Source organism: Mesorhizobium sp. NBSH29 (assembly GCF_015500055.1).
Lineage (GTDB): Bacteria > Pseudomonadota > Alphaproteobacteria > Rhizobiales > Rhizobiaceae > Neomesorhizobium.
In genome coordinates this window covers 2,141,032-2,165,604 of the sequence record NZ_CP045492.1, presented here as the reverse complement: position 1 = coordinate 2,165,604, position 24,573 = coordinate 2,141,032, and the positions used below count along the sequence as shown (strand labels likewise).

General features: G+C 59.7%; 23 protein-coding genes and 1 tRNA gene. 11 read left to right on the top strand and 13 right to left on the bottom strand.

Annotated features, from left to right (window positions below):
* Window positions 1-106 precede the first annotated feature (106 nt).
* The 4 genes from GA830_RS10760 (at window position 107) to GA830_RS10745 (ending at window position 4,324) form a co-directional block, all read left to right on the top strand.
* Window positions 107-1,531, top strand: a complete 1,425-nt coding sequence (locus GA830_RS10760; protein ID WP_195164896.1) for a methylmalonyl-CoA mutase family protein — start codon at window positions 107-109, stop codon at window positions 1,529-1,531.
* On the top strand, window positions 1,528-3,657 hold the full coding sequence (gene scpA, locus GA830_RS10755) for a methylmalonyl-CoA mutase (RefSeq protein WP_195161866.1): 2,130 nt from the start codon (window positions 1,528-1,530) through the stop codon (window positions 3,655-3,657). The genes GA830_RS10760 and scpA overlap by 4 nt, the downstream gene beginning before the upstream one ends.
* 62 nt (window positions 3,658-3,719) lie before the next feature.
* A complete protein-coding gene (locus GA830_RS10750) occupies window positions 3,720-3,947 on the top strand; it encodes an AbrB/MazE/SpoVT family DNA-binding domain-containing protein (protein ID WP_195161865.1) in 228 nt (75 codons plus the stop codon).
* Window positions 3,944-4,324, top strand: coding sequence for a type II toxin-antitoxin system death-on-curing family toxin (locus GA830_RS10745; RefSeq protein ID WP_195161864.1), 381 nt, complete (start codon window positions 3,944-3,946; stop codon window positions 4,322-4,324). Before GA830_RS10750 ends, GA830_RS10745 begins: the two co-directional genes overlap by 4 nt.
* Before the next feature lie 29 nt (window positions 4,325-4,353).
* On the opposite strand, the gene GA830_RS10740 is transcribed toward GA830_RS10745, so the two are convergent.
* Entirely contained in the window at window positions 4,354-4,833 is a 480-nt protein-coding gene (locus tag GA830_RS10740) for a GreA/GreB family elongation factor (RefSeq protein ID WP_195161863.1), read from the bottom strand.
* A gap of 188 nt (window positions 4,834-5,021) precedes the next feature.
* Between GA830_RS10740 and GA830_RS10735 the strand changes: the two genes are divergently transcribed.
* The gene (locus tag GA830_RS10735) at window positions 5,022-6,290 is read left to right on the top strand and encodes a TIGR03808 family TAT-translocated repetitive protein (protein WP_258045404.1); all 1,269 of its coding nucleotides are present in this window, start codon (window positions 5,022-5,024) and stop codon (window positions 6,288-6,290) included.
* Here the strand turns inward: GA830_RS10735 and GA830_RS10730 are convergent.
* Window positions 6,278-6,619 carry a hypothetical protein gene (locus GA830_RS10730; RefSeq protein WP_195161862.1) on the bottom strand — a complete coding sequence of 114 codons (342 nt, stop codon included), beginning with the start codon at window positions 6,617-6,619 and terminating at the stop codon, window positions 6,278-6,280. The genes GA830_RS10735 and GA830_RS10730 overlap by 13 nt on opposite strands.
* 198 nt (window positions 6,620-6,817) lie before the next feature.
* Here GA830_RS10730 and GA830_RS10725 point away from each other — a divergent pair, with 198 nt between their 5' ends.
* On the top strand, window positions 6,818-8,266 hold the full coding sequence (locus tag GA830_RS10725; RefSeq protein WP_195161861.1) for an MFS transporter: 1,449 nt from the start codon (window positions 6,818-6,820) through the stop codon (window positions 8,264-8,266).
* Window positions 8,267-8,315: 49 nt separating this feature from the next.
* Here the strand turns inward: GA830_RS10725 and GA830_RS10720 are convergent, their stop codons facing one another.
* Together GA830_RS10720 and GA830_RS10715 are read right to left on the bottom strand one after the other, a co-directional pair.
* Window positions 8,316-9,323: an asparaginase gene (locus tag GA830_RS10720; protein ID WP_195161860.1), complete on the bottom strand. Its 1,008-nt coding sequence runs from the start codon at window positions 9,321-9,323 to the stop codon at window positions 8,316-8,318.
* Window positions 9,324-9,574: 251 nt separating this feature from the next.
* A complete protein-coding gene (locus tag GA830_RS10715) occupies window positions 9,575-10,741 on the bottom strand; it encodes an acetyl-CoA acetyltransferase (RefSeq protein WP_195164895.1) in 1,167 nt (388 codons plus the stop codon).
* A gap of 174 nt (window positions 10,742-10,915) precedes the next feature.
* Between GA830_RS10715 and betI the strand changes: the two genes are divergently transcribed.
* From betI to betB, 4 genes are all read left to right on the top strand, one after another.
* Entirely contained in the window at window positions 10,916-11,509 is a 594-nt protein-coding gene (betI, locus tag GA830_RS10710; protein ID WP_195161859.1) for a transcriptional regulator BetI, read from the top strand.
* Window positions 11,506-13,029, top strand: coding sequence for a choline-sulfatase (gene betC / locus GA830_RS10705; protein ID WP_195161858.1), 1,524 nt, complete (start codon window positions 11,506-11,508; stop codon window positions 13,027-13,029). Before betI ends, betC begins: the two co-directional genes overlap by 4 nt.
* Window positions 13,030-13,031: 2 nt before the next feature.
* The gene (gene betA / locus GA830_RS10700) at window positions 13,032-14,687 is read left to right on the top strand and encodes a choline dehydrogenase (protein ID WP_195161857.1); all 1,656 of its coding nucleotides are present in this window, start codon (window positions 13,032-13,034) and stop codon (window positions 14,685-14,687) included.
* Window positions 14,688-14,779: 92 nt separating this feature from the next.
* Window positions 14,780-16,243: a betaine-aldehyde dehydrogenase gene (betB, locus tag GA830_RS10695; RefSeq protein WP_195161856.1), complete on the top strand. Its 1,464-nt coding sequence runs from the start codon at window positions 14,780-14,782 to the stop codon at window positions 16,241-16,243.
* 178 nt (window positions 16,244-16,421) lie between these two features.
* Here the strand turns inward: betB and GA830_RS10690 are convergent, their stop codons facing one another.
* Together GA830_RS10690 and GA830_RS10685 are read right to left on the bottom strand one after the other, a co-directional pair.
* Entirely contained in the window at window positions 16,422-18,656 is a 2,235-nt protein-coding gene (locus GA830_RS10690) for a mannose-1-phosphate guanylyltransferase/mannose-6-phosphate isomerase (RefSeq protein WP_195161855.1), read from the bottom strand.
* Window positions 18,657-18,672: 16 nt separating this feature from the next.
* Entirely contained in the window at window positions 18,673-20,190 is a 1,518-nt protein-coding gene (locus GA830_RS10685; RefSeq protein WP_195164894.1) for a phosphomannomutase/phosphoglucomutase, read from the bottom strand.
* Between the two features lie 194 nt (window positions 20,191-20,384).
* Here GA830_RS10685 and GA830_RS10680 point away from each other — a divergent pair.
* Window positions 20,385-20,461 (top strand) — tRNA-Pro (locus tag GA830_RS10680).
* Window positions 20,462-20,633: 172 nt separating this feature from the next.
* Here GA830_RS10680 and GA830_RS10675 read toward each other — a convergent pair.
* From GA830_RS10675 to GA830_RS10645, 7 genes are all read right to left on the bottom strand, one after another.
* Window positions 20,634-21,122 (bottom strand): hypothetical protein, encoded by a 489-nt coding sequence (locus GA830_RS10675; protein WP_195161854.1) that lies wholly within the window; start codon window positions 21,120-21,122, stop codon window positions 20,634-20,636.
* A gap of 1 nt (window position 21,123) precedes the next feature.
* Window positions 21,124-21,453 carry a hypothetical protein gene (locus GA830_RS10670; protein WP_195161853.1) on the bottom strand — a complete coding sequence of 110 codons (330 nt, stop codon included), beginning with the start codon at window positions 21,451-21,453 and terminating at the stop codon, window positions 21,124-21,126.
* Window positions 21,454-21,648: 195 nt separating this feature from the next.
* Window positions 21,649-22,047, bottom strand: a complete 399-nt coding sequence (locus GA830_RS10665) for a hypothetical protein (RefSeq protein ID WP_195161852.1) — start codon at window positions 22,045-22,047, stop codon at window positions 21,649-21,651.
* Window positions 22,047-22,862, bottom strand: a complete 816-nt coding sequence (locus GA830_RS10660) for a M15 family metallopeptidase (RefSeq protein ID WP_195161851.1) — start codon at window positions 22,860-22,862, stop codon at window positions 22,047-22,049. Before GA830_RS10660 ends, GA830_RS10665 begins: the two co-directional genes overlap by 1 nt.
* A 55-nt stretch (window positions 22,863-22,917) precedes the next feature.
* Window positions 22,918-23,151 (bottom strand): tail protein X, encoded by a 234-nt coding sequence (locus tag GA830_RS10655; RefSeq protein WP_195161850.1) that lies wholly within the window; start codon window positions 23,149-23,151, stop codon window positions 22,918-22,920.
* Complete coding sequence (locus GA830_RS10650; RefSeq protein ID WP_195161849.1) at window positions 23,148-24,137, bottom strand: phage late control D family protein; 990 nt, start codon at window positions 24,135-24,137, stop codon at window positions 23,148-23,150. The genes GA830_RS10655 and GA830_RS10650 overlap by 4 nt, the downstream gene beginning before the upstream one ends.
* Window positions 24,137-24,550 carry a phage tail protein gene (locus tag GA830_RS10645; protein ID WP_258045669.1) on the bottom strand — a complete coding sequence of 138 codons (414 nt, stop codon included), beginning with the start codon at window positions 24,548-24,550 and terminating at the stop codon, window positions 24,137-24,139. Before GA830_RS10645 ends, GA830_RS10650 begins: the two co-directional genes overlap by 1 nt.
* Between the last annotated feature and the right edge of the window lie 23 nt (window positions 24,551-24,573).

Genomic DNA, 24,573 nt, shown 5'->3' with positions numbered 1-24,573 from the left:
GGCAGAAGAAAATGGCCGTCAAGCCTTGCAGTGCGGCGGCAGCTTTGGCAATCGGTAGGGGTGGGTTCGTGCTCTGGGCGAACCCATCGAGTGACGAGGAGGCATGATGGACGCCGGCGCGGTATTCAAGGACACAGTTTTTCCGGCTTTTGACCGTGGTCGCTGGGAGGCGCTTGCGGGTTCCGGGTTCGCGGCGGCGGTGGCTGCTACCGATGACGGGATCGCAATCGACCCACTGGCCGAGCGCCGGCTGGACGGTCAACCGATCCTGCGTAGCAACCCCACCCTGCAAAGCGCCATCACCCAGCGCATCGACGATCCCGACCCTGTGCGCGCCAACGCCCAGGCGCGCGAAGACGTCGCCAATGGTGCCAACGGTCTTGCGCTGGTGTTCGAGGGAGCGCCTGGCGCCTTTGGCTACGGCCTGCCGGCCACGAGCGAGGCGCTTGCTACGGCGCTTGACGGCATCGCGCTCGACACAATTTACCTGCGCATCGACGCGCATCCGCAAAGCCGCGTCTCGATTGACTGGCTGGTCGCCCTTCTGACCCAGCGCAAGGTCGATCCAACCAAGCTTAATGTTGCGTTCGGCGTTGATCCGGCCTCTGCTCTAGCTGGCAGCGGCCGGCTGCGCATGTCGATTGAGGCACTGCAGGCGTCGATGCCGCAGTCTTTGGCGCATTTCTTCGGGCTCGATGTTCCAGGCGTCCTGCTCGAGGCCGATGGCCGCGTTTTCCACAATGCCGGTGCCACCGAAGCGCAGGAACTTGGCATTATGCTGGCTTCCTCGGTGTCGCATCTGCGCATGTTCGAGGAGGCGCGCCAGCCGCTGATCTTTGCCACCCCGCATATCGGTTTTGCGCTTTCGGTCGACCAGGATCAGTTTCTTGCCATGGCCAAAATCCGTGCCATGCGCAAATTGTGGGTGCGGGCGCAGGAGGCGTGTTCCATTCCTCCGTCACCGGCCATCATCCACGCCGAAACCTCCTATCGGATGATGACGAGGCTTGATGCGGAAACCAACATTTTGCGCGGCACGATTGCGGCATTTGCGGCGGCAACAGCTGGAGCGGATTCCATTTCGGTACTGCCTTACACCATTGCCCATGGCCTGCCGGACGGCTTTGCGCGGCGGGTGGCGCGCAACACCCAACTGGTGATGCGCTATGAGAGCCGTGTCGACTTTGTCTCCGATCCGGTAGCCGGTGCGGGGAGTGTCGAGGCGCTGACTGATGCGCTGTGCGAAGGCGCATGGGCCGAATTTCAACGCATCGAACAAGAGGGCGGCGTATTGAAGGCGCTCGCCGGCGGTATGCTGCAGGCACGTATTGTCGAGGCCCGTGACAAACGCGCGGAAGACTATCGTAGTGGCAAACGCGCGCTCGTCGGCACAACGCTTTATCCGCAAAAGACGGAGCGCCCGCTAGCGACGCTGGAGGCAGGGCGGGCCACCCCATCGATGGACGGCACCGCCGTGTGCGAACCCCTCGTTGCGATGCGTATCGACCAGTCAATCGAAGGCCGTTCATGATCCCCGATTTTTCGAAGCTAGCCTGGGCCGACGCGAAACAGGCTCCGGGCAAGGCTGCCGGCGCAGCATGGGAGACACCGGAAGGCATCGCGATCAAGCCTGTCTACGGGGCGAACGATCTGGATTCACTACCCTTCCTCGATTCCATGCCGGGTATGGCACCCTTCATCCGTGGGCCCTACCCCACCATGTATGTTCAGCAACCGTGGACGATCCGCCAGTATGCTGGGTTTTCGACGGCCGAGGAGTCCAACGCATTTTACCGCCGCAACCTCGCTGCTGGCCAGAAGGGCCTTTCGGTCGCCTTCGACCTTGCTACCCATCGCGGTTATGACAGCGATCATCCGCGCGTTGCGGGCGACGTCGGGATGGCCGGCGTGGCCATCGATTCCATTCTCGACATGCGCCAGCTTTTTGATGGCATCCCGCTCGACGAGATGTCTGTTTCAATGACCATGAATGGCGCCGTGCTGCCGATCCTGGCGCTCTATGTCGTCGCCGGTGAAGAACAGGGCGTGGCGCAAAAGGATCTTTCCGGCACGATCCAGAACGATATCCTCAAAGAATTCATGGTGCGCAACACCTACATTTATCCGCCAAAACCCTCGATGCGGATCATCTCCGATATCATCGGCTACACCGCGCAGCATATGCCGAAATTCAACTCCATCTCGATTTCCGGCTACCATATCCAGGAAGCCGGTGCGACGGTGGATCTGGAGCTTGCTTATACGATTGCCGACGGCATCGAATATGCCCGTGCCGGGGTGGCAGCGGGGCTCGATATCGACAGTTTTGCGCCGCGCCTGTCGTTCTTCTGGAATTCCGGCATGAATTTCTTTATGGAAGTGGCCAAGCAGCGCGCCGGGCGGCTGATCTGGGCGACACTGATGCAGCGGCATTTTGCGCCCAAAAGTCCGAAATCACTGGCTCTGCGGGCGCATACGCAGACATCCGGTTGGTCGCTGACGGCGCAGGACCCCTACAACAACATCATCCGCACCATGGTAGAGGCGATGGCCGCCACACAAGGCGGCACGCAATCTCTGCACACCAATGCGTTTGACGAGGCTCTGGCACTGCCAACCGACCATTCGGCACGCATTGCCCGCAACACGCAGTTGATCCTGCAAAAGGAATCCGGCACCACGCGATTGATTGACCCCTGGGGTGGTTCTTCTTTCGTCGAAAAACTGACCTTCGATCTCGCCGTCCGTGCCATGCAGCATATTGACGAGGTGGAAAGCCTGGGCGGCATGGCGGCGGCTATCGAGAAGGGCATTCCCAAGCTGCGTATCGAGGAAGCTGCAGCGCGCACGCAGGCCCGCATCGATTCAGGCGAGCAGCCGATGATCGGCATCAACGCCTTCCAGCCGCGAGACGATATGAAGGTCGATGTCCTGAAGATCGACAATGCCGAGGTTCGGGCGCGCCAGCTTTCCAAGCTGCAGCAGCTGAAGGGCACACGCGATGTTGCCGCGGTCGAAAGCGCGCTTGACGCGCTGACCAAGGCTGCCTCCAACACCGACCAGAATCTGCTCGAATTTGCTATCCGCGCGGCCCGCGCCAAGGCGACCGTTGGCGAGATTTCTCTCGCACTGGAAAAGACCTTTGGCCGTCACGTTGCGACCGTGCAGACTATTTCAGGCGTCTATCGCAAGGCGCTGGGCGACAGCCCGGTGGTTGATCGCGTGCAGGACAAGATCGATGCGTTTGAGCGTCGCAGTGGTAGCAAGCCGCGTATTCTTGTCGCCAAAATGGGCCAGGACGGCCATGACCGTGGCCAGAAGGTGATTGCCACCGCCTTTGCAGACCTTGGCTTCGATGTGACCGTCGGCGCGATGTTCCAGACCCCTGACGAGATCGCCAAAATCGCCGTCGACCATGATGTCCACATCGTCGGCGCGTCGTCTTTGGCAGCAGGGCATCTGACGCTGGTGCCTGAGCTCAAACAAGCGCTCGAAAGGCACGGGCGTGGCGACATTTTGATCGTCGCCGGTGGCGTCATTCCCCCGCAGGATTTCGACGCCGTGCGGGCAGCAGGTGCCGCCGAGATTTTCCCGCCCGGCACGGTGATCCCGGAAGCAGCGGAGCGGCTGCTCGACGGGTTGTTGCAACGCAAGTAATAACTTTGTTGATCAACGACGCTGCCTATGTTATATCTCGTGTTATAACATAGGAGCCTGCCATGAACGTCACGGTTCGCAAGATCGGAAACTCAGAAGGTGTCATCCTGCCCAAGGAAGTGCTCGACCGGCACAATTTACGTGCGGGAGACAAGCTTGTCTTGATCGAAGATGGAGAAAATTTGACTCTTCGTCGTTCGGAAGATCCTGAAGAGTTCGAGCGCAAGATGAATATTGCCCGCGAGCGGATGAAAAAATACGAAAAGACTTACCGCGCGCTGGCAAAATGACCGAGTACCACTCACGCGCATTTGTTGAGGGATTGCACGCCGAGCAGCTCCGCCTCCATGGCGGGGCCGCCGGTGTGCGTGACATGGGTATGCTGGAGTCAGCGCTTGCACGGCCGCTTCAGAAGGAAGCCTATGGCGCTCCCGATCTAGCCGAACTTGCCGCCGCCTATCTCTTCGGCATCGCCAAGAACCATCCCTTTGTTGATGGTAACAAACGCACGGCACTTGCCGCAGCCGATCTTTTTCTCGTCTTCAACGGGTTGAGCCTCGAGGCCGATGAGGACGACCTGATTCAATTTGTTTTGATGGTCGCCGCCGGCGAAATCGATGAAGACGGCGCGGCAGCGTTTTTTCGGGATCACACGGTGGAAGTCTAGGGACGTTCGATCCCTGACTGTCACTTCCGTCAGTCCTGACCGGCTTCCATCGCCACTATTTCCCATTCCTTGCCGTTGACTGTCGCAAGATCACCGACGGACTTGCCAAACAGGGCAAGGGCCATGGGCGAAACGTGGGAGATGGTGCCGTGTGCGGCGTCGGCTTCATCCTCGCCGACGATCCGCCAGGTATTGCGGTTGTCCGCGTCGTCCTCGATCGTCACCGTCATGCCGAAGCGCAACACGGGGCTGTCCGGTTCCGGCACCGAAACTTCGGCAGTCTCCCGGCGCGAATTCCAGTAGCGCAGATCGCGTGAGACAGTGGCGATGCGCTCGCGGCTTGCCGCGCCCTCCGCCATGCCGAGTTCGGCGCGCAGGCGGTGAAGTTCGGCATCAATCGCTGCAAGCCCTTCCGGCGTGACAATATTCCGATGCTGGCTGACCGGGCGTTCACCGATGTCGGCGAGCGCGCTCTCGCTGTCGTCTTCGCGCGTAAATGCTCTGCTCATCGCGCAACGTTAGGCCTCTGTTGCGTGAACCACAAGGTGGGCAAAAGGTGGCACGCTTCGTGCTACGCTGGGGGCCAACCTAGGGAAACTGTCCCGATGCTGAACAGACGCCGGTTTTTGGCACAGAGCACGGGCTTTGCCGTGCTTGGGCTTGTGCGCTGGCGCTTGCTGGTGTCGAGACGGCAGCGATGCGCGGCTCGATCAATGCCACCGAGCTTGGCGCGCGGCCGGGCGCACTCGACGACCAGAGCAAGACTTTTCAACGCATGCTCGACAAGGCCGGCACGGAAAACATTCCGCTGTTCCTGCCGCCGGGCACTTATGTCGTGTCCAATCTGACATTGCCGCGCAGCATCCGACTGGCTGGCGTGCCCGGCGCCACGCGCATCGTCTATGGCGGCGACGGCTATCTGCTGGCTGCCGAAAACGCCGAACACATCGCGCTTGACGGACTGGTGCTCGATGGGGCCAACCGCTGGATCGGCGAACAATCCAATGGTCTCGTCGACCTCAGGGGCGTGCGCCAGTTTACCGTCGATCAATGCACGGTGCTGGGCAGCGGCAAGCATGGACTGGCGCTGGAGCGGGTTTCGGGGCGCATAGAGCGCAGCGAGATCACCGGCGCAGCAGACGCTGGAGTTTACTCCATCGAGGCCGGAAGGCTAGCCATCACCGGCAACAGCGTCACCGACTGCGCCAATGGTGGCATTCTGGTCCATCGCTGGCAGATCGGCGAGGACAATACGGTCATCAGCGGTAACCGCATTGAGCGGATTGCGGCGCGCAACGGGGGCACCGGTCAGAACGGCAATGGCATCAATGCGTTTCGCGCCAATGGTGTCATGATTTCTGGGAATTCAGTGGCCGACTGCGCGTTTTCAGCCATTCGCGCCAACTCGGCCAGCAATCTGCAGGTCAACGCCAACACGTGCCTGCGCTCGGGCGAGACGGCGATCTACGCCGAATTTGCTTTCGATGGCGCAGTCATTAATTCCAACATTGTCGATGGCGGCGCGAATGGCATTTCGATCGTCAACTTCAACAATGGTGGACGCATGGGCGTCTGCAACGGCAATATCGTGCGCAACCTGTCGGCCAAAGGCCCCTACCCGGCTGATGCGCCTGGTTTTGGCACCGGCATTGCGGTGGAAGCGGATTGCGTTGTCACCGGCAATGTGGTGGAGAACGCACCGCTTTTTGGCATCAGCATCGGCTGGGGCCCCTACATGCGCAACGTGGTTGCGACGGGTAACCTGATCCGCAAGGCGGGCACTGGCATCGCGGTTTCGGTGGTCGAGGGTACTGGGCTTGCCACTGTCACCGACAACATCATCGACACTGCCACCAAGGGCGGCGTGGTCGGCTATCGCTGGGCTGAAGCGGCCACCGGAGATCTGGCTCTGGATGCGAGTGAAGCACCGGCCAATCTCACGGTCAGCGGCAATCAGGTCAGCTGATCAGCCAAGCGCGCCAGCGAGGCGAATTTCTCCAACCGCGTCGGCGGGCCGGTTTCATCACAACCGTGGCAAGAGTGGCAATCCTCGACCTCTTGTAGCAGACGCGCACCGGGGCCGCCTTCCGCCAGATGATCGTCCTCATTGACCAGAGGGCAACGTTTCACGCTTAAGTATCCACAGCCAATGCCCAGCGCCGTCTTGCCGTGAAGCGTTGTTAAAAGCGCGATCCGCCGCGTCAGCAATATCGCGTTGCGTGACAACTGCGCGAGCGCATCGGAGATTTCGGCAAGCGGGATGCCCGCGCTCTGCGCAACCTTAATGACCGTCACACGCCTATAGACCCGATGATTGGTGGAAGTCTTTTCGGATGTTATTAGCCCGCTTGCGTTCCTACAAATGGAGCGTCTACGGGCAACCCGCTGCGGTCCGAGAATTCGCCGCAGACAATTCTTTCTTCGCCATTCGCAATCTTCTTGACCTCAACTAAGGTTGAGGTTTTAGGCACTTGTCCGACAAGAGGAGACGGGATGACGGACACTGGTACCTGCGCAGAGAAGGACACGGAGAAATTCGTCCCATGGGGGGAGTTTCTTGGAAGCCCTTACGCGAAATCTCTGGCCCTAGTTTGCCTGGCCGTTTGGCTGCATGCAGCCGACAGCCTGATCGTCGCCACCATGCTCCCCTCCATCGTTGTCGAGATCGGCGGGACCGCGTTAGTGGGCTGGTCTGTATCGCTCTACGAGATTGGGTCAATCGTCGCGGGAGCAGCCAGCGCCTTGCTGACCATGCGATTCGGTCTGCGCGCGCCGATGAGTATGGCAGCCGCCCTGTTCGGGTTCGGCTGTATCATCAGCGCCGTCAGCCCGACCATGCCGGTGCTGCTGACGGGACGTGCCTTGCAAGGTCTCGGCGGCGGCGGCCTGATGGCGATGGGGTTCGTCGCAGTCGGCCTGATCTTCCCGCGCCGCTACATCGCGCGCGCTATAGCAGCCGTTTCGACCCTTTGGGGCGTCTCAGCATTCGCCGGGCCGATGGTCGGCGGTTTCTTCGTGGAATATGCGACGTGGCGCTGGGGCTTCGCCTTCTTCGCCGGCCAGGCATTCGCACTGGCCCTCTGGATCGTTTTGCGAGGGCACACGAGCGCGCCACGATCCACGGGCGACGCTGCTGAGTTCCCGCTCAGACGTCTGTCCCTGTTGTGTCTTGCCATCGTGCTGGTCGCCTTTGGCGGCGTCGAGGTCTCGATCCTGCGAACGGTCCCTTCCGTTGCTGCCGGTCTGGTCTGCATGATCGGATTTCTCTGGCTGGACGAGCGCGCGGGCGACACCCGGCTTCTTCCACGTCGCCCGTTCGAGCTCCGGCGTCCTGTCGGTGCCGCCCTGCTCATGATTCTGTCCATGTCGATGGCGACTATTGCCATCACGGCGTTCGGTCCGCTCCTGGTCACGGCCATCCACGGCGTATCCGCGCTGACGGCCGGGTACATCGTTGCCTGTTCGTCCATTGGCTGGACGGTCATGGCCATTCTGGTCAGCGGATTGCCGCAGCGGTTTGATCGGCTGATGATCGCACTCGGCATGACAGTCGTGACCCTGAGTATCCTTGGCTTTCTCTATTCCGTTCCCAATGGGCCTGTCTGGCTGATCGCCGTTTTCGCGGCTATTGAGGGCGGCGGCTTCGGGATGGCATGGACGTTCATTCTCGGGCGAACGATTGCACTCGCTGATGCAGACGAGGTCCAGCGAGTGTCCGCCGCGATCCCCACGATACAGAGACTCGGCTACGCACTCGGCGCAGCCTACGTCGGAATCGTTGCAAATGCTTCCGGCCTGCTAACAGTGGAGACGGCGGCAGACGCTGCAAAGGTTTCCCGATGGGTCTTCGTGTCATGCGTACCGTTCGCGGTAATAGGGCTGATCGCAATGGGCCCCTTGGTTCTCGATTGGAGGACAAAATCGCGTCCGATATCGGAATAGCCGGAGCTACATTCAGACAGTTCGGCAAGATCGTCGCCACGAGCTAGCTTCAGGCAATCGCACCAGCGGCCCGTATTTCGCCAACCGTGTCGCCGGGCCGGTTTTTCACCGCAACCGTGGCAAGCGCGCTCAGCCGGCTTGAGACCTTTGCGTCGTCCTTGAAAAGGCTGGCGAGCAGTGCGGCGATGGCAACGTCGGCCGCGCGTGAGGCGCCGTCGTCGCACTTCAGCGCGATGGCATAGCCGAGTTCAGGCACGGCGGCGCAGAACACGCCTTCAGCGCCGGTTTTGACGAAGATGCGGCCGGGAGCCACCTCCATCAGTCTGGTGCAAGCGCGGTCGCTGCCCGCGACATTGAACGGGTGGGCCATGCAGGCTGCCATCAGGCGTTTGGCAGCGGCTGCGCGTTGGGGCGCAAGGCCGTTGCCGGTGACCATTCGGGCGAAGCCGGTACCCAGATTTTTAAGCGGCACGGCGTAGGTCGGGATCACGCAGCCATCAATTGCTGCGTTGGATTCGTCATGGCGTGCCTCTGTGACTTCCTGCATCGTGCCGCGGATCATCTCCTGCAGGGGGTGGCCGTAGCCGACATAGCCGTGATGATCGATGCCAGCATGGCAGCAGACACACAGGAAACCTGAATGCTTGCCCGAGCAATTGTTGTGCAGCGCGTTCGGGTTTTGCCCGCTGCGCGCCAACGCTACCGTCGCGTCATGGTTGCTTGGCCAATGCGTACCGCATTCGAGTGCGGTGTGGTCGAGCCCGGCGCGCGCCAGCATTTTGGCGGCAAGCTCCGTATGCTGCACTTCGCCGGTATGCGAGGCACAGGCTAGCGCCAGTTCCGCGTCAGTCAGGCCATAGGCGTCGGCTGCACCTGTCTCGATCAGCGGCAGTGCCTGGATGGCCTTGACCGCCGAGCGCGGGAATACCGGTTGCGCGCTATCGCCGGCCTCACGCACTGTCTTGCCCTCGCCATCGACAATGATGAACGCGCCGCGATGGACGCTTTCAACGTGATCGCCGCGGGTAACTTCGACAAGGACGGGATTTTTGAACATTGTTTGCTCTGCTTCGTTGAATGGAGAACTAGCTAGGCGCTGGAGAACGCCGAGGCAAGGGCGCGCCAACCTCTCCGAATTTCCTCGCCCCCGTAAAGCGGGGGAGAGGTGGCTTGGGCGCAGCACAAGGCGGAGAGGGGGCGGTGCCACGGCGCAGACATGCCGCCTGAACCACGCCACACTCCCTCTCCGCCTCGCTGCGCTCGGCACCTCTCCCCCAATTCATGGGGGCGAGCAAATGGAGGCCAGCGCTACTTGATGCGCTCGAGGATCGATACATAGTTGGCGACCGCCGCGCCGCCCATGTTGAAGATGCCAGCCAGTTTCGCGCCGGGCACCTGGATGCCACCGGCCTCGCCGGTGAGTTGCATGGCGCTCAGCGCATGCATGGAAACGCCAGTGGCGCCGATCGGGTGGCCCTTCGACTTCAGGCCGCCGGACGGGTTGACCGGCAGACGGCCATTCTTGTCGGTCTGGCCCTCCAGGACCAGCTTTGCGCCTTCGCCCTTTTTGGCCAGCCCCATCGCCTCATATTCAATCAGTTCGGCGATGGTGAAGCAGTCATGGGTTTCCACGAAGGACAGGTCGTCGAGCGACACGCCGGCGCTTTTCAATGCCTGAGCCCAGGCCAGTTCGCAGCCTTCAAATGACAGGATATCGCGCTTGGACATCGGCAAAAAGTCCTGCACGTGCTCATTGGCGCGGAAGGCGACAGCGCGCTTCATAGACAGCGCGGTCGACGCGTCGGTCAGGATGATGGCGGCTGCGCCGTCGGAGACCAGCGAGCAATCGGTGCGCTTCAGCGGGCCGGCGACAAACGGGTTCTTCTCGCTCTCCTGCCGGCAGAACTCGAAGCCGAGGTCCTTCTGCATCTGCGCATAGGAATTTGTTGCACCGTTCTTGTGGTTTTTTGCCGCGATGGCGGCAAGCGCATCTGACTGGTCGCCATAGCGCTGGAAATAAGCACCGGCGATTTTTCCGAACACGCCGGCAAAGCCAGCCGGAATGTCGCCTTCTTCGGGCAGGTAGGAGGCGCGCGCCAGATTGTTTTGGACGTCGGGGCCCTTCGTCGTGGTCATCTGTTCAGCACCGACTACCAAAACGATCCGGGAAGCCTTGGCCTCAATGGCGCGGATGCCCTGGCGAATAGCTGCGGAGCCTGTGGCGCAGGCATTTTCGACACGCGTTGCGGGCTTGAAGCGCAGCCGGTCGTCAGCCTGGAGCACAAGGCTTGCGGTGAAATCCTGGGCTGAAAAGCCAGCGTTGAAATGGCCGAGAACGATCTCGTCGACATCGTCGGGGCCGATGCCCGCATGGTCCATCGCATCGCGCGCGACGCCGACAATCAGCGATTCAAGCGTTTCGCCTTCCAGCTTGCCGAAGCGCGAATGCGCCCAGCCAACGATACATGCGGTCATGACCAGCTCCTGACGGGCAGCCCGCGTCGGGCGCCATTGCGTGATGCCTTCTATATTGTTCAATCATGAACTTATTCCAAGAAGAAAATGGGGATTCGGAAGTACCAATCGCAAGAATTTTTTGTTGATTGACCAGTCAATAAAAAATAAGTTCCCTCGCGAGAGGATCGAAATTTGCCAAAACTCGGTATGGAACCTTTGCGCCGCAGAGCGCTGATTGACGCCGCCGTCTCGGTGATCGGCGAGCGCGGCTCGCTTGATGTCACCATGTCGGAGATTGCTGGTCGCGCTGGCGTGTCGGCAGCGCTGGCGCATCATTATTTCGGCGCCAAGGACGAGCTGTTACAGGCCACCATGCGCCATCTTCTGGTCGAGCTTGGCAATGATGCGCGCAGCGCGCTTTCTGCTACGGAGAGCCCGCGCGAACGCCTCTCGGCGATCATCGCGGTCAACTTTTCCGAAAAGCAGTTTCGGCCAGAGACCATCGCCGCCTGGCTGGCGTTTTATGTCGAGGCGCAGAAGGTGCCTGCGCTGCGTCGGCTGTTGCGCATCTATGCGCGCCGGCTCCACTCCAACCTGATGAGCGGGCTTGCGGCCCTGATGGAACATGTTCCCGCCGAGCGCGCGGCGGAGGCCATCGCGGCGCTGATTGACGGGCTCTATATCCGCCGCGCGCTGAAGGAAGGTACGCCCAACGCGGAAAGCGCCATCGCGCTGATCGAAGATTATGTCGAGACGAAACTCCAGTCCCAAAGGGCCCTGACATGACCAAGCCCAACATCCTGATCATCATGGTAGACCAATTGAACGGAACTCTGTTTCCCGACGGGCCGGCCGACTTTCTTCACGCCCCGCACATGAAGGCGCTGGCGCAGCGTTCGGCGCGGTTTGCCAACAATTACACCGCCTCGCCGCTCTGCGCGCCAGGCCGCGCCTCGTTCATGAGCGGGCAATTGCCCTCGCGCACACGGGTCTATGACAATGCGGCGGAATTCGGCTCTGATATTCCGACCTATGCGCATCATCTGCGCGCGGCGGGCTATCATACCTGCCTGTCAGGCAAGATGCATTTTGTCGGGCCGGACCAGATGCATGGTTTTGAAGAGCGGCTGACGACCGACATCTATCCGGCCGACTTTGGCTGGACACCAGACTATCGCAAGCCGGGTGAGCGGATCGACTGGTGGTATCATAATCTGGGCTCGGTCACGGGTGCAGGGACAGCGGAGACCACCAATCAGCTGGAATATGATGATGATGTCGCGTTTCAGGCCACGCAGAAGCTTTATGAGTGGTCGCGGACTTCAACCGATGCGGACCGGCGGCCATGGGCACTCACCGTCTCGTTCTCGCATCCGCACGACCCTTATGTGGCACGCAAGAAGCATTGGGATCTCTACGAGAACTGCGCGCATCTTGACCCGGAATTCGGTTTCATCCCGCTGGAAAAACAGGACCCGCATTCGCAGCGGCTTTATGCGGCCAGCGACTATGCATCGTTCGACATCACAGCTGAGCAGATCCGCCGTTCACGGCGCGGCTACTTTGCCAGCATCTCTTATCTCGATGACAAGATCGGCGAGCTGATGGATGTGCTCACGCGCACCCGCATGCTCGACGACACCATTATCGTTCTGGCGTCAGACCATGGTGACATGCTGGGCGAGCGCGGATTGTGGTTCAAGATGTGCTTCTTTGAAGGGTCCGCGCGCGTGCCGCTGATGTTTGCGGGGCAAGGGATTTCGGCAGGGTTGCACATTGTGCCCGTGTCGAACCTCGACATTTGCCCGACCCTTTGTGATCTCGCTGGCATTGATATGGGCGCCATCATGCCATGGACGGATGGGCAATCGCTTGTGCCGACGATGGAAGGCAAGCCGCGAACCGAGCCTGTGTTGATGGAATATGCGGCTGAAGGATCGTCCGCGCCACTGGTTGCCATTCGCGAAGGGCGTTACAAATTCACGCATTGCGAGCTTGATCCGCCGCTGCTTTTCGATCTCGACGATGATCCGCATGAGCGGGTGAACCTGGCTGAATATCCAGAACACGCAGATCTTGTTGCCGCCTTCATGCGCAAGGTACGTGAGCGGTGGGACATGGCCGGATTTGATGCTTCGGTGCGCGAAAGCCAGGCGCGGCGCTGGGTTGTCTATCCGGCACTGCGCAACGGCGCCTATTTTCCGTGGGATTTCCAGCCGCTGCAAAAGGCGTCGGAGCGCTATATGCGCAATCACATGAACCTCGACACTTTGGAGGGAAGCAAGCGCTTCCCGCGCGGAGACTGACCATGGCACAAGAAGCAGATTTCGTCATTGTTGGCTCCGGTTCGGCTGGTGCAGCACTGGCCTCGCGGCTTTCGGAGGATGGACGCAACAGCGTCATCGTGATCGAGTTTGGCGGCACTGATATTGGTCCCTTCATCCAGATGCCGGCAGCGCTTTCCTTTCCCATGAGCATGAAGCGCTATGATTGGGGTTTTGAAAGCGAGCCCGAGCCGCATCTGAACAATCGTGTTCTGGCAACGCCGCGCGGCAAGGTTCTGGGCGGGTCGTCCTCGATCAATGGCATGGTGTATGTGCGCGGCCATGCGCGCGATTTCGACCATTGGGCGACGAGTGGCGCCACCGGCTGGAGCTTTGCCGACGTGCTTCCTTATTTCAAGCGGATGGAAACATCGCATGGCGGCGAAGATGGCTGGCGGGGCACCGATGGGCCCCTGCATGTGCGCCCCGGCAAGCAGCGCAACCCGCTCTACAAAGCTTTCGTCGAAGCAGGAAAGCAGACAGGCTTCGAGGTGACGCCGGACTATAATGGTTCGAAGCAGGAAGGCTTTGGCGTGATGGAGCAGACCATTCACAATGGCCGCCGCTGGTCCGTTGCCAATGCCTATATGAGGCCTGCAATGAAGCGTCCGAACGTCACCCTCGTGCGCGCCTTTGCGCGGCGCGTGGTGATAGAGAACAAGCGCGCTGTCGGCGTCGAAATCGAGACCGGGCGTGGCATTGAGGTGATCAAGGCCAAACGTGAGGTGGTGCTTGCCGCATCCTCTATCAATTCGCCCAAGCTGTTGATGCTTTCAGGCATCGGGCCAGCCGCGCATCTGAAGGAACATGGCATTGAAATTGTGGCGGATCGACCGGGCGTCGGCCAGAATTTGCAGGACCATATGGAGCTCTACATCCAGCAGGAATCCATCTTGCCGATCACGCTCTATTCCAAGCTCAACCTGTTTTCCAAAGCGCTGATTGGTGCCGAATGGCTGTTCTTCAAGAGCGGGCTCGGGGCCACGAACCATTTTGAATCTGCTGCCTTCCTGCGCTCCAAGGCAGGTGTGGAATATCCCGACATTCAGTATCACTTCCTGCCGGCTGCCATTCGGTATGACGGTAAGGCTGCGGCCAAGTCGCATGGTTTTCAGGCGCATGTCGGCCCGATGCGATCAAAATCGCGCGGGGCGGTGACACTCCGGTCGGGCGATCCTGCTGACCGCCCCTCCATCCGGTTCAACTACATGTCGCAGCCGGAAGACTGGGTGGATTTCCGCCACTGCATCCGGCTTACCCGCCAGATCTTTGGGCAGAAAGCCTTTGATCCTTATCGCGGCAAGGAGATTTCGCCCGGCAGCAGCGTGCAGAGCGACGATGAGCTGGATGCTTTCATCCGCGACCATTCGGAAAGCGCCTATCATCCGTGCGGCACGGCAAGGATGGGCAGCAAGAGCGACCCCATGGCGGTGGTGGATCCCGAATGCCGGGTGATCGGCGTCGAGGGTCTGCGGGTGGCGGATTCCTCGATCTTTCCGCGTATCACCAATGGCAACCTGAACGGCCCCTCGATCATGACCGGCGAAAAGGCCGCTGACCATATTCTGGGGCGCACGCCGCTTGCCCCTTCCAACCAGGAACCCTGGATCAATCCACGCTGGCAGGTTTCAGACCGGTAAAGCGGCTTTGCAAACTGCGGGCAGGAAAAGCTCGCAGCCTATGATAGAACTTCACCAAACTACTGCGCGTGAAAAAATTTCGGAGATGAGCCATGAAGGCCCAGCCAGACGCATCGCACTACATCAATGGCCGTTTTGTCGAGGACGAACAGGGCGCGGAACTTGCCGTGCTCTATCCGGCGACGGGTGAGCGTATCGCCACGCTGCACGCAGCCACGCCCAATATTGTGGAACTGGCCGTGGAAGCCGCGCGCGAGGCCCAGCCTGCCTGGGCGCGGCTGAAGCCGGTCGAGCGCGGTCGCATCCTGCGGCGCGCTTCCGACTTGCTGCGCGAGCGCAATGAGGGCCTGGCGCGGCTGGAAACGTTCGACACCGGCAAGGCCATTCAGGAAACACTGGTGGCGGATGCACCGTCTGGTGCCGATGCGCTGGAATTCTTCGCTGGCGCAGTTGCTGGTTTCTACGGCGATTTCATCGATCTTGGCGGGCCGTTTGCCTATACGCGTCGCGAGGCGCTTGGTGTGTGCGTCGGCATCGGCGCTTGGAACTATCCCATCCAGATCGCTTGCTGGAAGTCCGCGCCGGCGCTCGCCATGGGCAATGCGATGGTGTTCAAGCCCTCGGAAATGACGCCGCTTTCGGCGCTTGCTCTGGCCGAGATTTATACCGAAGCCGGGCTGCCCGACGGCTTGTTCAATGTCGTGCAGGGCTTTGGCGATGTCGGTGGCGCGCTGGTTGCTCATGCGCATGTCGACAAGGTGTCGCTGACCGGTTCGGTCGAGACCGGCAAGCGCGTCATGGCGGCAGCCGGAGGCGCGATGAAACACGCGACAATGGAGCTTGGCGGCAAGTCGCCACTCATTATTTTCGATGATGCCGACCTCGAAAACGCCATTGGCGGGGCGATGCTTGCTAATTTCTATTCGACGGGACAGGTCTGCACCAATGGCACGCGCGTCTTCGTGCAGGAAAGCTTGCATGACCGCTTCGTTGACCGGCTGATCGAGCGCACGAAGAAAATCCGCATCGGCGATCCGCTCGATCCTGATACGCAAATGGGTCCGCTGGTCAGCCAGGCACAGCATGACCGGGTGATGTCCTATATCGAGATCGGTCAGGACGAAGGGGCGACGCTTGCCTATGGCGGCAATGTGCCTTCGCTTCAGGGCTTTGAAGAAGGCTGTTTTATAGAGCCGACCATTTTCACCGGCGTCACCGATGATATGCGGATTGCCCGTGAAGAAATCTTCGGGCCTGTAATGAGTGTGCTTTCATTCAGCGATGAAGACGAGGTTATCGCGCGCGCCAACGGCACAGATTTCGGGCTTGCTGCCGGTGTCTTCACGCGCGAGCTTGCCCGCGCCCACCGGGTGATCGACCAGCTCAAGGCTGGCACATGCTGGATCAACACCTATAATCTGACGCCTGTCGAAATGCCTTTTGGCGGCATGCGCCAATCCGGCATAGGCCGAGAGAACGCACTCGCGGCACTCGGCCATTATTCGCAGGTCAAAGCGGTCTATGTAGAGACCGGCAACGTCGACAGCCCTTATTGAGGCGGGTGCCATTTCCTCGCCCCCATGAAATGGGGGAGAGGTGCCGAGCGCGGCGAGGCGGAGAGGGGGTCGCGCAAATTGCACCACGCGTCCTGCTCCCACCCAGTTGCCCCCTCTCCGACCCGCTTCGCGGGCCACCTCTCCCCCGCCTTGCGGGGGCGAGGATGCGGTTGCGCCCCTACCCCTCTTCCGTGCCGTCCAGATATTGCGTCAGTGCCGAGACCAGATGATAGAAAATACTGGCCGGCACTTCGCTGGCCTGTGAGCGGCCGCGTTCATCAATCTGGTCGATCCACAGGCCACGTGGCGCGGGATCAATATGCCAGCGGAACAGCCGTCCGACGCGCGCTTCAATCTCGGGCTTGAGGTCGGGACCGCCGGTGCCATCGAGCGCGATGGCTGCCTTGATGGCTTCCGATTGCGGCCAGCTGCGCGAGGAGCGTGACAAGGGCAGGCCTTCGCGGGAGACTGCTGCATAGGCAAGACCCGTCGCGCGGTTGAGGCCGTTTGCAATTGCCGAGGCATAGAGTTTGCGGGCAAAGACCACCAGATCGCGCTGGCCGGAAATATCAGCGAAGTTGACCAGCAGTGAGGCCCATTCGAAATGGTGGCCGGGCTCGGTCCAGTCACCTTGATCCACTGATGGTTTCCAGTGCGCGTCGAAATATTCGCCTAGCGTCCAGCTTTCGGCATCAAAGAAGTGGCTGCGGAACAGGTCGATGACGCGGGCGGCGCGGCGCAGATAAACCCGCTCGCCGGTGACCTCGAACCAGGCCAGAAACGCCTCTAACAGATGCATATGCGGGTTGGAGCGGCGGATACCTTCTCCACCCGGTGTTTCGAGAAACCCGGTCAGGCGAATGTCTTCGAGATGCGTATCGAGAAACTGGAATGTTTCGTTCGCCAGCGTCAGTGCCTCGGGGTGTCCCGCGCGGTGCGCATGGGCGAGCGCCAGAAGCACACAGGAATGATCATAGGCGTCTTCGACCGGGTCCAGCACCGAGCCATCGACATTGAGCGTGCGCACCCAGCCACCTTTGTCAGTGCGACCGTGTTTCGAGATAAAGTCTATACCATGGGTGATCAGCTCGTCTGCCGGCCCGTCCCAGCCGCGCTCGCTGGCGACTGCAAAAGCATAGATCTGGCGGGCCATGGTGCGCATGCGCTTTGGCTTGCTGATCGGCCTGCCATCAAGCCCCAGCGCTTCATGGAAGCCGCCGTGGACATGATCAACGCCGGCGGTCGACCAGAGCGGCAACGTCTCGTCAAACAGCCAGTGGCCGACGCGCTTGCGCCAGCCACCGCTGACAATCACCCGGTCATGTGCCGGCGTGAATTTCGTTTCAAGGCGACCGCTCTTTTCAAGCTGCTCGACGATTTTCTTGACGTGCTGGCTGTGACTTACGGGCGCGACAAAGGTCGCATCCGGCGTCGAGACAATCGCCACACCCTTGAGACCAATCGCCGAGAGCAAGCGGCCTTCGCTGCGCAGATAGGAATTCTCGCAATCAATGGCGACGACATCGCCGACCACCACATTGCCATGCTCGTCTGAAGTGGAGACATCAAGCAGCGACTGCCACGAGCCGAGATCGTTCCAGCGGAAGCCGGCAGCCACCATGGCGATGTCGTCGGCGCGCTCCATCACCGCGTAATCAATAGAGGTGGAGGGAATGGTGCTGTATTCTTCAAGCGGCAGGAACACGCCCGACACATCGCGCACGGCACCTGCATAGGCGTCAACCGTGGCATCCCAGATGGCCGGTTCAAACGCCAGAAACGCCTTGCGCATGGCGCTGGCCCGGAACAGGAAAATACCGGTGTTCCAGAAAAAAGTGCCAGCTTCCAGATAGGATTGCGCCGTGGCGAGATCGGGCTTTTCGACGAAGCGCGAGACTTTGGCGACATCGTTTGCGCCCTCGCCTACTTCGATATAGCCATAGCCGGTTTCGGGCTGGGTCGGCCGTACGCCGAACACCACGAGACTACCTGCCTTGGCTGAGGGAACGCCCTTTTCAACCGTCTGCCAGAATTGCTGCTCGGTTGATATTTCATGATCTGAGGGAACCACCAGCACCAGCGCATCGTCGCCATGTGCTTCGATTGCAGTCAAGGTTGCGACTGCAACGGCTGCTGCCGTGTTGCGCCCCACCGGTTCAAAAATGGCCCCGCCTCCTTTGAGATCGAGCGCGGCAATATCAGATCGGACGCGGTCTGCGTGGCGCTCCGATGCGATGAGATAGACCGGGGTTTCACCTTGCGCGCGCGCAATCAACCGGCGCAGGGTTTTGACCAGCATGGAGCCATCGCCTGCCAGATCATGAAACTGTTTTGGGTTGTCCTCACGCGATAGCGGCCAGAGGCGTGAACCCACGCCGCCGCTCATGACGAAACTGACAATGCGATCTGCCATTGAATTCAAAACCCTGTCAGAATGTTTGATTGTAGGCGCCGACTTCGCGGTTGCGCCGCATGACGGCATCCACCGCGTCGAACATGGCGCGCCGACGCTCGGATGATACCGGACTTTCGACCACCACCACCAGTTCCGGCTTGTTGGACGAGGCGCGCACAAGGCCCCATGTGCCATCTTCCGACACAACGCGCACGCCATTGACCGTGATCAGATCTACGATTTTCTGGCCGGCAAAAAGTTCACCCGCGTCCTTCATGCGCGTAAATTCTGCCACCACCTTTTCGACCACGCCATATTTTACGTCATCGCCGCAATGCGGCGACATGGTGGGCGTGCCATAGGTGACCGGCAGGTCGCGATAAAGATCGGCCATGGATTTTGAAGGGCTGCGATCCAGCATTTCGCAAATGGCGACAGCCGTCACCAGACCATCATCATAGCCGCGGCCAATCGGCGGGTTGAAGAAGAAGTGGCCAGACTTTTCAAAGCCGGCTATCGCACCCAGTTCGGCGACGCGGCGCTTGATATAGGAGTGGCCGGTTTTCCAGTAATCGGTCACCGCGCCATTGGCCAGAAGTGTCGGATCAGTGTTGAAGAGGCCAGTCGATTTTACGTCGACGACGAATTTTGATCCCGGATGCACGGATGAAATATCGCGCGCGAGCATGACGCCCACCTTGTCGGCAAAGATCTCGTTGCCCTCATTATCAACGACGCCGCAGCGGTCACCATCACCGTCAAAACCCAGGCCCACATCAGCGCCGGTTTCCAGCACCTTGTCGCGGATGGCGTGGAGCATTGCCATGTCTTCGGGGTTAGGGTTGTAGCGCGGGAATGAGTGATCCAGCTCGATATCCAGCGGAATGACTTCGCAGCCAATCGCTTCCAGCGCCTGCGGGGCAAAGGCACCGGCGGTGCCATTGCCACATGCAGCAACCACTTTCAGCCGGCGCCTGATTTGCTTGCCCACCGTGACATCGGCCAGATAGGTTTCCCGAAAATCAGCGACAAATTCATAGGTACCGCTACCCTTCAGGTCGAAGTCACCCGACAGAACAATTTCCTTCAGCGCGCTCATCTCGTCAGGGCCAAAAGTGAGCGGTCGTTGCGCGCCCATTTTTACCCCGGTCCAGCCATTTTCATTGTGCGAGGCGGTGACCATGGCAACCGACTGCGTGTCGAGTGCGAACTGGGCGAAATACGCCATGGGCGACAAAGCAAGCCCGATATCCTTGACCCGCGCACCTGCCGCCAGAAGACCAGCAACCAGCGCCAGCTTGATGGACATGGAATAGCTGCGGAAATCATGCCCGACCACGATGTCCGGGCCCGCTCCGAGACGCTGGATGAGCGTGCCAAGCCCCATGCCAAGGGCCTGAACGCCGATCAAATTAAGCTCTGGTTGAACATCTGATGCAGGATGCCCAAACCACCAGCGCGCATCATATTCGCGAAAACCACTGGGTTTAACCAGCGCGGATGTCTCGAATTCAAAAGTGTTGGGCAAAGCGTGGGAAACGGGTTTGAGCATCAAGGGCGAACTTTCTGGTGAACCTGCGCTACTATAGGGTCAACGTTTTACCGCCGCATTAAACCATCGCAGTGCACTTGGCGACCTTGGGCCGAGGCCGCAGACTATAGGCAGCGCAAGCGAAATTGGCGCACCACACCGCCCGAAATGCTTGCGGGGAAAACCCGCCGAAGTTATAACCCAGCGTCTGGTCGCGGAGTGTAGCGCAGTCTGGTAGCGCACGTCGTTCGGGACGACGGGGTCGCAGGTTCAAATCCTGCCACTCCGACCAACGATTTCAAAAGGTTATGACTGACTAACAAAGGCACCCAAGGTACGTGCGCACCGATTGCGCACCAAAACGAAAAAAAAGCCGCCAACCCCGAAGGGCTGGCGGCAAAGGTCAGGGAGGCAATCAGCCGGCAGCCGGCCGGCGCGGAAACCCGGCAAGCCGGGGATGGGGATCAAAAGATGGTGAAAGGGTTTGAAAGCACCCGTACGGATTTTTCCGGGTAATCGACCGGAAGCACCGACCAAAAAGTTCTCAATTTGTATTCGCCAGCCGGTAGCTGGCATTGGCGAGGCCAAGTCCACCAGTCCAAGTCAAGGTCAACGGGTAGCATCGCATCGGTCACGTAATCTTGCGTTCCCGACGACGTACAGAACGTGGTGTAGGTTTCATCGCTCTGCTTGCGCATTACAGTGGTAATCCAATGCCCTCTGAAAGGTCTATGAATTGTCCTTTTCACTTTCATCGCGGGGGTCTGGCCAACTCTGGCATCCATCACCTGAATATCTTTGACTTCGAACCAGTGCGATGCCGGGACAAAAACTGGCCAAACTGACAGCCACATAGCCCAGGCAAAAACGATTACCCCTGCGACCACAACTGTTCCCTTTTGAGATCGAGCAGCTTGGCTCATGTCGTCAGCGCTTGGGAGAGCGGTCATCATGTCATTGACCTCCAATTTTCTGGTTTAGGTCGTCCCTCTTTATTCTAAACGCTTTCAGGATGATTTCGATCACGACAATTCCTGTTACTCCCATCAGGAAGCCGCTCATCCCGGCTGCGCTTTCCCTGGGGACGCTTATCCCGTTGAGCACCCACTCGAGAAAGGGCAGGCCAAGAGGCGACAGGTAGACGGCGCTGATCGTCCCGACGAGGATCTTGCGAACCGCTGGGAACACTCCCGTCCATTCCATCGCAGCGGCCACGACCGACCCAAGAAACCCCGCGGTCAAGAGTTCCCCCTTGCCCTGCGCTAACCATTCCAGCATCGTCATTCCTCGGCCCCTCTCGTTTGTTCCTCGAGTGCCTCGATCCCCCTGACCAGAACACGATGCTTTGCACTGCAGTCGCCAAGCTCCCTACGGTCCCGGCCCCACCATGCGGCTGCCTCTGACCCTTCAAGATCCCGATCAGGCAGTTCGACGGCTTCCGCGCACGGTAGACGCACCGATTGAGGAATGGCGGCGAGCTCAGGGCGTTCCACGACCGATCGGGTTAAGGGCCCGGGACACCCCGCGAGAAAAGGCAGGAGGCTTAGGCCTATCAGGTGTTTGTGCATTTTCAGCCTCCTTGATTGCTTCCTCGAGCGTGATGATCTTCATGGCATCGCCCGTACGATCTATAAAATATTGACGCTCGACCTCATCAATCTTTGCTTGAGCGGCCTTCTGTCTGACCTGGCTCTCCCTGATCATACGAACGCGCAGTTCCTCCCAAGCGATCCGTTCTTCGCCCTGGCCTTTTAGTCGCCCGCTTTCAAAAACGGCTGGATCGTCAATCAGCCGGTCGTAAAGCCGCATGGGCGCAGCGACGGCCAGAGCGCCGGCCACAGCGCCGGCGGCCAGTGGCATCCAGCTGAACCCGAACATCAGATGCGAGCCGCCTGCACATGCATCCAATCTCGGCCAATCGCCCTTCCGAGCGAGACCCACCCATGCGCTTCCCAAATGTCGAAGAACTTCTTGTATTCGGGGCCGCAAAAGAGTGCGTCGGGGCAGCGAGCCGTAAGGCCGTTCGGCTTGGCATTGAAATCCCATGCACAGCCGTAAGCATGCATGGACCAAGCCGTTCCACCTCGCATCCTGCGATGGTTATAAGTGCCGGCGTTGAGGTCGAGTCCGAGGCGGCGCAATTCGCCAATCCCATATGCCCGGTGAATCTCAACCAATGCCGCCATAGCCGAACCAGCGCATTTCATATGAAGCTGCGCGCGGGTCGACTTTTGTGAACGGTCGTAATCGATCCGCATTTCGTAGGGGAATTCGACCATGACGAGCTGGCTGGCCACGTCCGGCCCTGGATTTCCATAGAATTCCACGCATCCGGCCTGAGTGGGGAATTTGTCAGCCGCTCGCGGCAATGGCCCTGTTTGCCTGCGATCCAGCACCAGAGCAGTGCCCGTCGTTTTCAGGGTTCCCCACTCAAGAAGAGCACCCGTAGTCAAATTGCCATCGTAACCATCGATCCTACCAACCTCGAATCCAGCGTGCTTGAGAACGATTTGCGCTGCGCCAACCGCTCGCCTCTCAGGTGACCAATCGCCTGCACTCGATACGCATTCCGACGCATGTCCCGACAGCACCTTTTCGATCGCTGCCTTGCTAATGGTGCCGAGATCACCGTCAACCTTGCCTTGATAGTATCCGGCAGCCGCGAGCAATCGCTGAATGTCAGTGTTCTTCATCTGTGGAGTCCTCGCTGATAAAATGAAAAAGGCCGCTCGAAAGCGGCCTTGGTTCTCAGTCCCAAAGTTGGATTTGCCCCGGCGGTTCGGGCGGCGTGTATTTGGGCAGGATGATCAAAATCCCGGCCGGCAGCACCATGGGCTGCAGGCTTAGGTTCTGGTTTCGCTCATAGATGAGTTCGGCGGTCCCCAGGTGTGATCCGTAGAAGGCGTTGGCGATCTGATCCACCATATCGCCGTCGACGGTTGCATAAACAGACGTTCCATCCGGACGCTCGGTAATGTTCATTTTGGCAACTCGCATTCGATGGAGGTCGTGTAGGGCCCGCCCGAGGTCCAGTTGTGGGTTACCGTTACAGATCTCCACACGCCGTCGACCATAGAGCGAATATTAGACGCTATGACGTGGGCTTCTGCGCGAGCGTGCGGGTTGCCCTCGACAGAGAATGACGCCTTGGCCTCCGCACGTTTCAGTTCATTGGCCTTGGAGTTCGCTTGTTTTTGTGCTTCGGCTTTCGACTGTGCAGGCGCGCGGATCAGAAAGTCGGGGCCGTCCGCGCTGGCGTTGGCCGTCACCTCTTCCCGCTTGGCTTTCTTGCGGTTGTACCAAGTGGCTTTGACCTTTTTGTGCTTCGGTTTATCTTTGCGGCTCACGCTGTATGTAAGAAGATTATGCCCGCGGCGAACAACGATAAACGGTAAGGGTTGGCCGCTGACCGAAGTCCCCGTTCCCTTTTTCGCTGCGATCAAGCGATCTTCCTTGATTGAGATCGAGGCGTCCAACTTCTTGCCGATGCGGGTGAGGAAACTGATGTCGTCCTCCTCAGCTTGAGCTTCATATTCAAGCTCCTGAGAACCGATCTCGGGAGAAATCGACAGTGTCAGGCCGTGTCGACCCGCAATCTCTGCGAAAACGTCCTTGAAGGTTGGATAGTCCTCCTTGTCGTAGGACTTTGGCCGCCCCTCCTTCAATGCCGATTTGGCCTTTGCCGATTGTGCGCTGATCGATATTTTTTGCGGCCATCCTGACAGGGTCACCTCATCGACGGTGAAGGTGCCGAAGTTGACGCGGTCATCGACATAACCCGCAATGATCTTTAGCTCGACGCCGGTCTTGGGTGGTGCGATCACACCGTGCATGTCGTCGATCTCAATTTGCGCGGTGTCGGCGTCAAGGCCGACGCCATCCTTTATGGTGAGCGATATTTGCCCACCGGCTAGCTTGCTGGTGATGTCTTTCCCGCCTGCGGATATCTGGAAGAAAGGTGAAGGCATCAGAACAATCCAATCGAGAAACCGCTACCGCCGCCGCGCGGAACGTAGCGCTTCAGGTTCATGTCGACGGTGACCATCTGCGGGTATCCGGAGCGAGATATCTGAGTTCGCTCGTCACTGACGTCCAAGATTATCCATCGCCCGTAGACCAGGCCGGCGACTGAGATGAGCATGAGTGGCACCTGATCGAGGCACGAGCCCCTAATTCCTTCCAGCTGTTGAAGCCCTCCCCCGTTTAAATGGAACGGGTAGAACGTGCTCGAGAATTTCACGGTTTCCTCACCGGGCCCCAGAAGGTGAGTTGTAGGACGCGCACCTATGATTTCTTGGCTGGCGACGCGGGACGATACCTTCCGGGAAATTTGCTCGACCGAGTATGTAGGGATTCGAAACCGAAATGGGCCGAGGGCCATAAGCATGCTGACGTTCCTCCTTC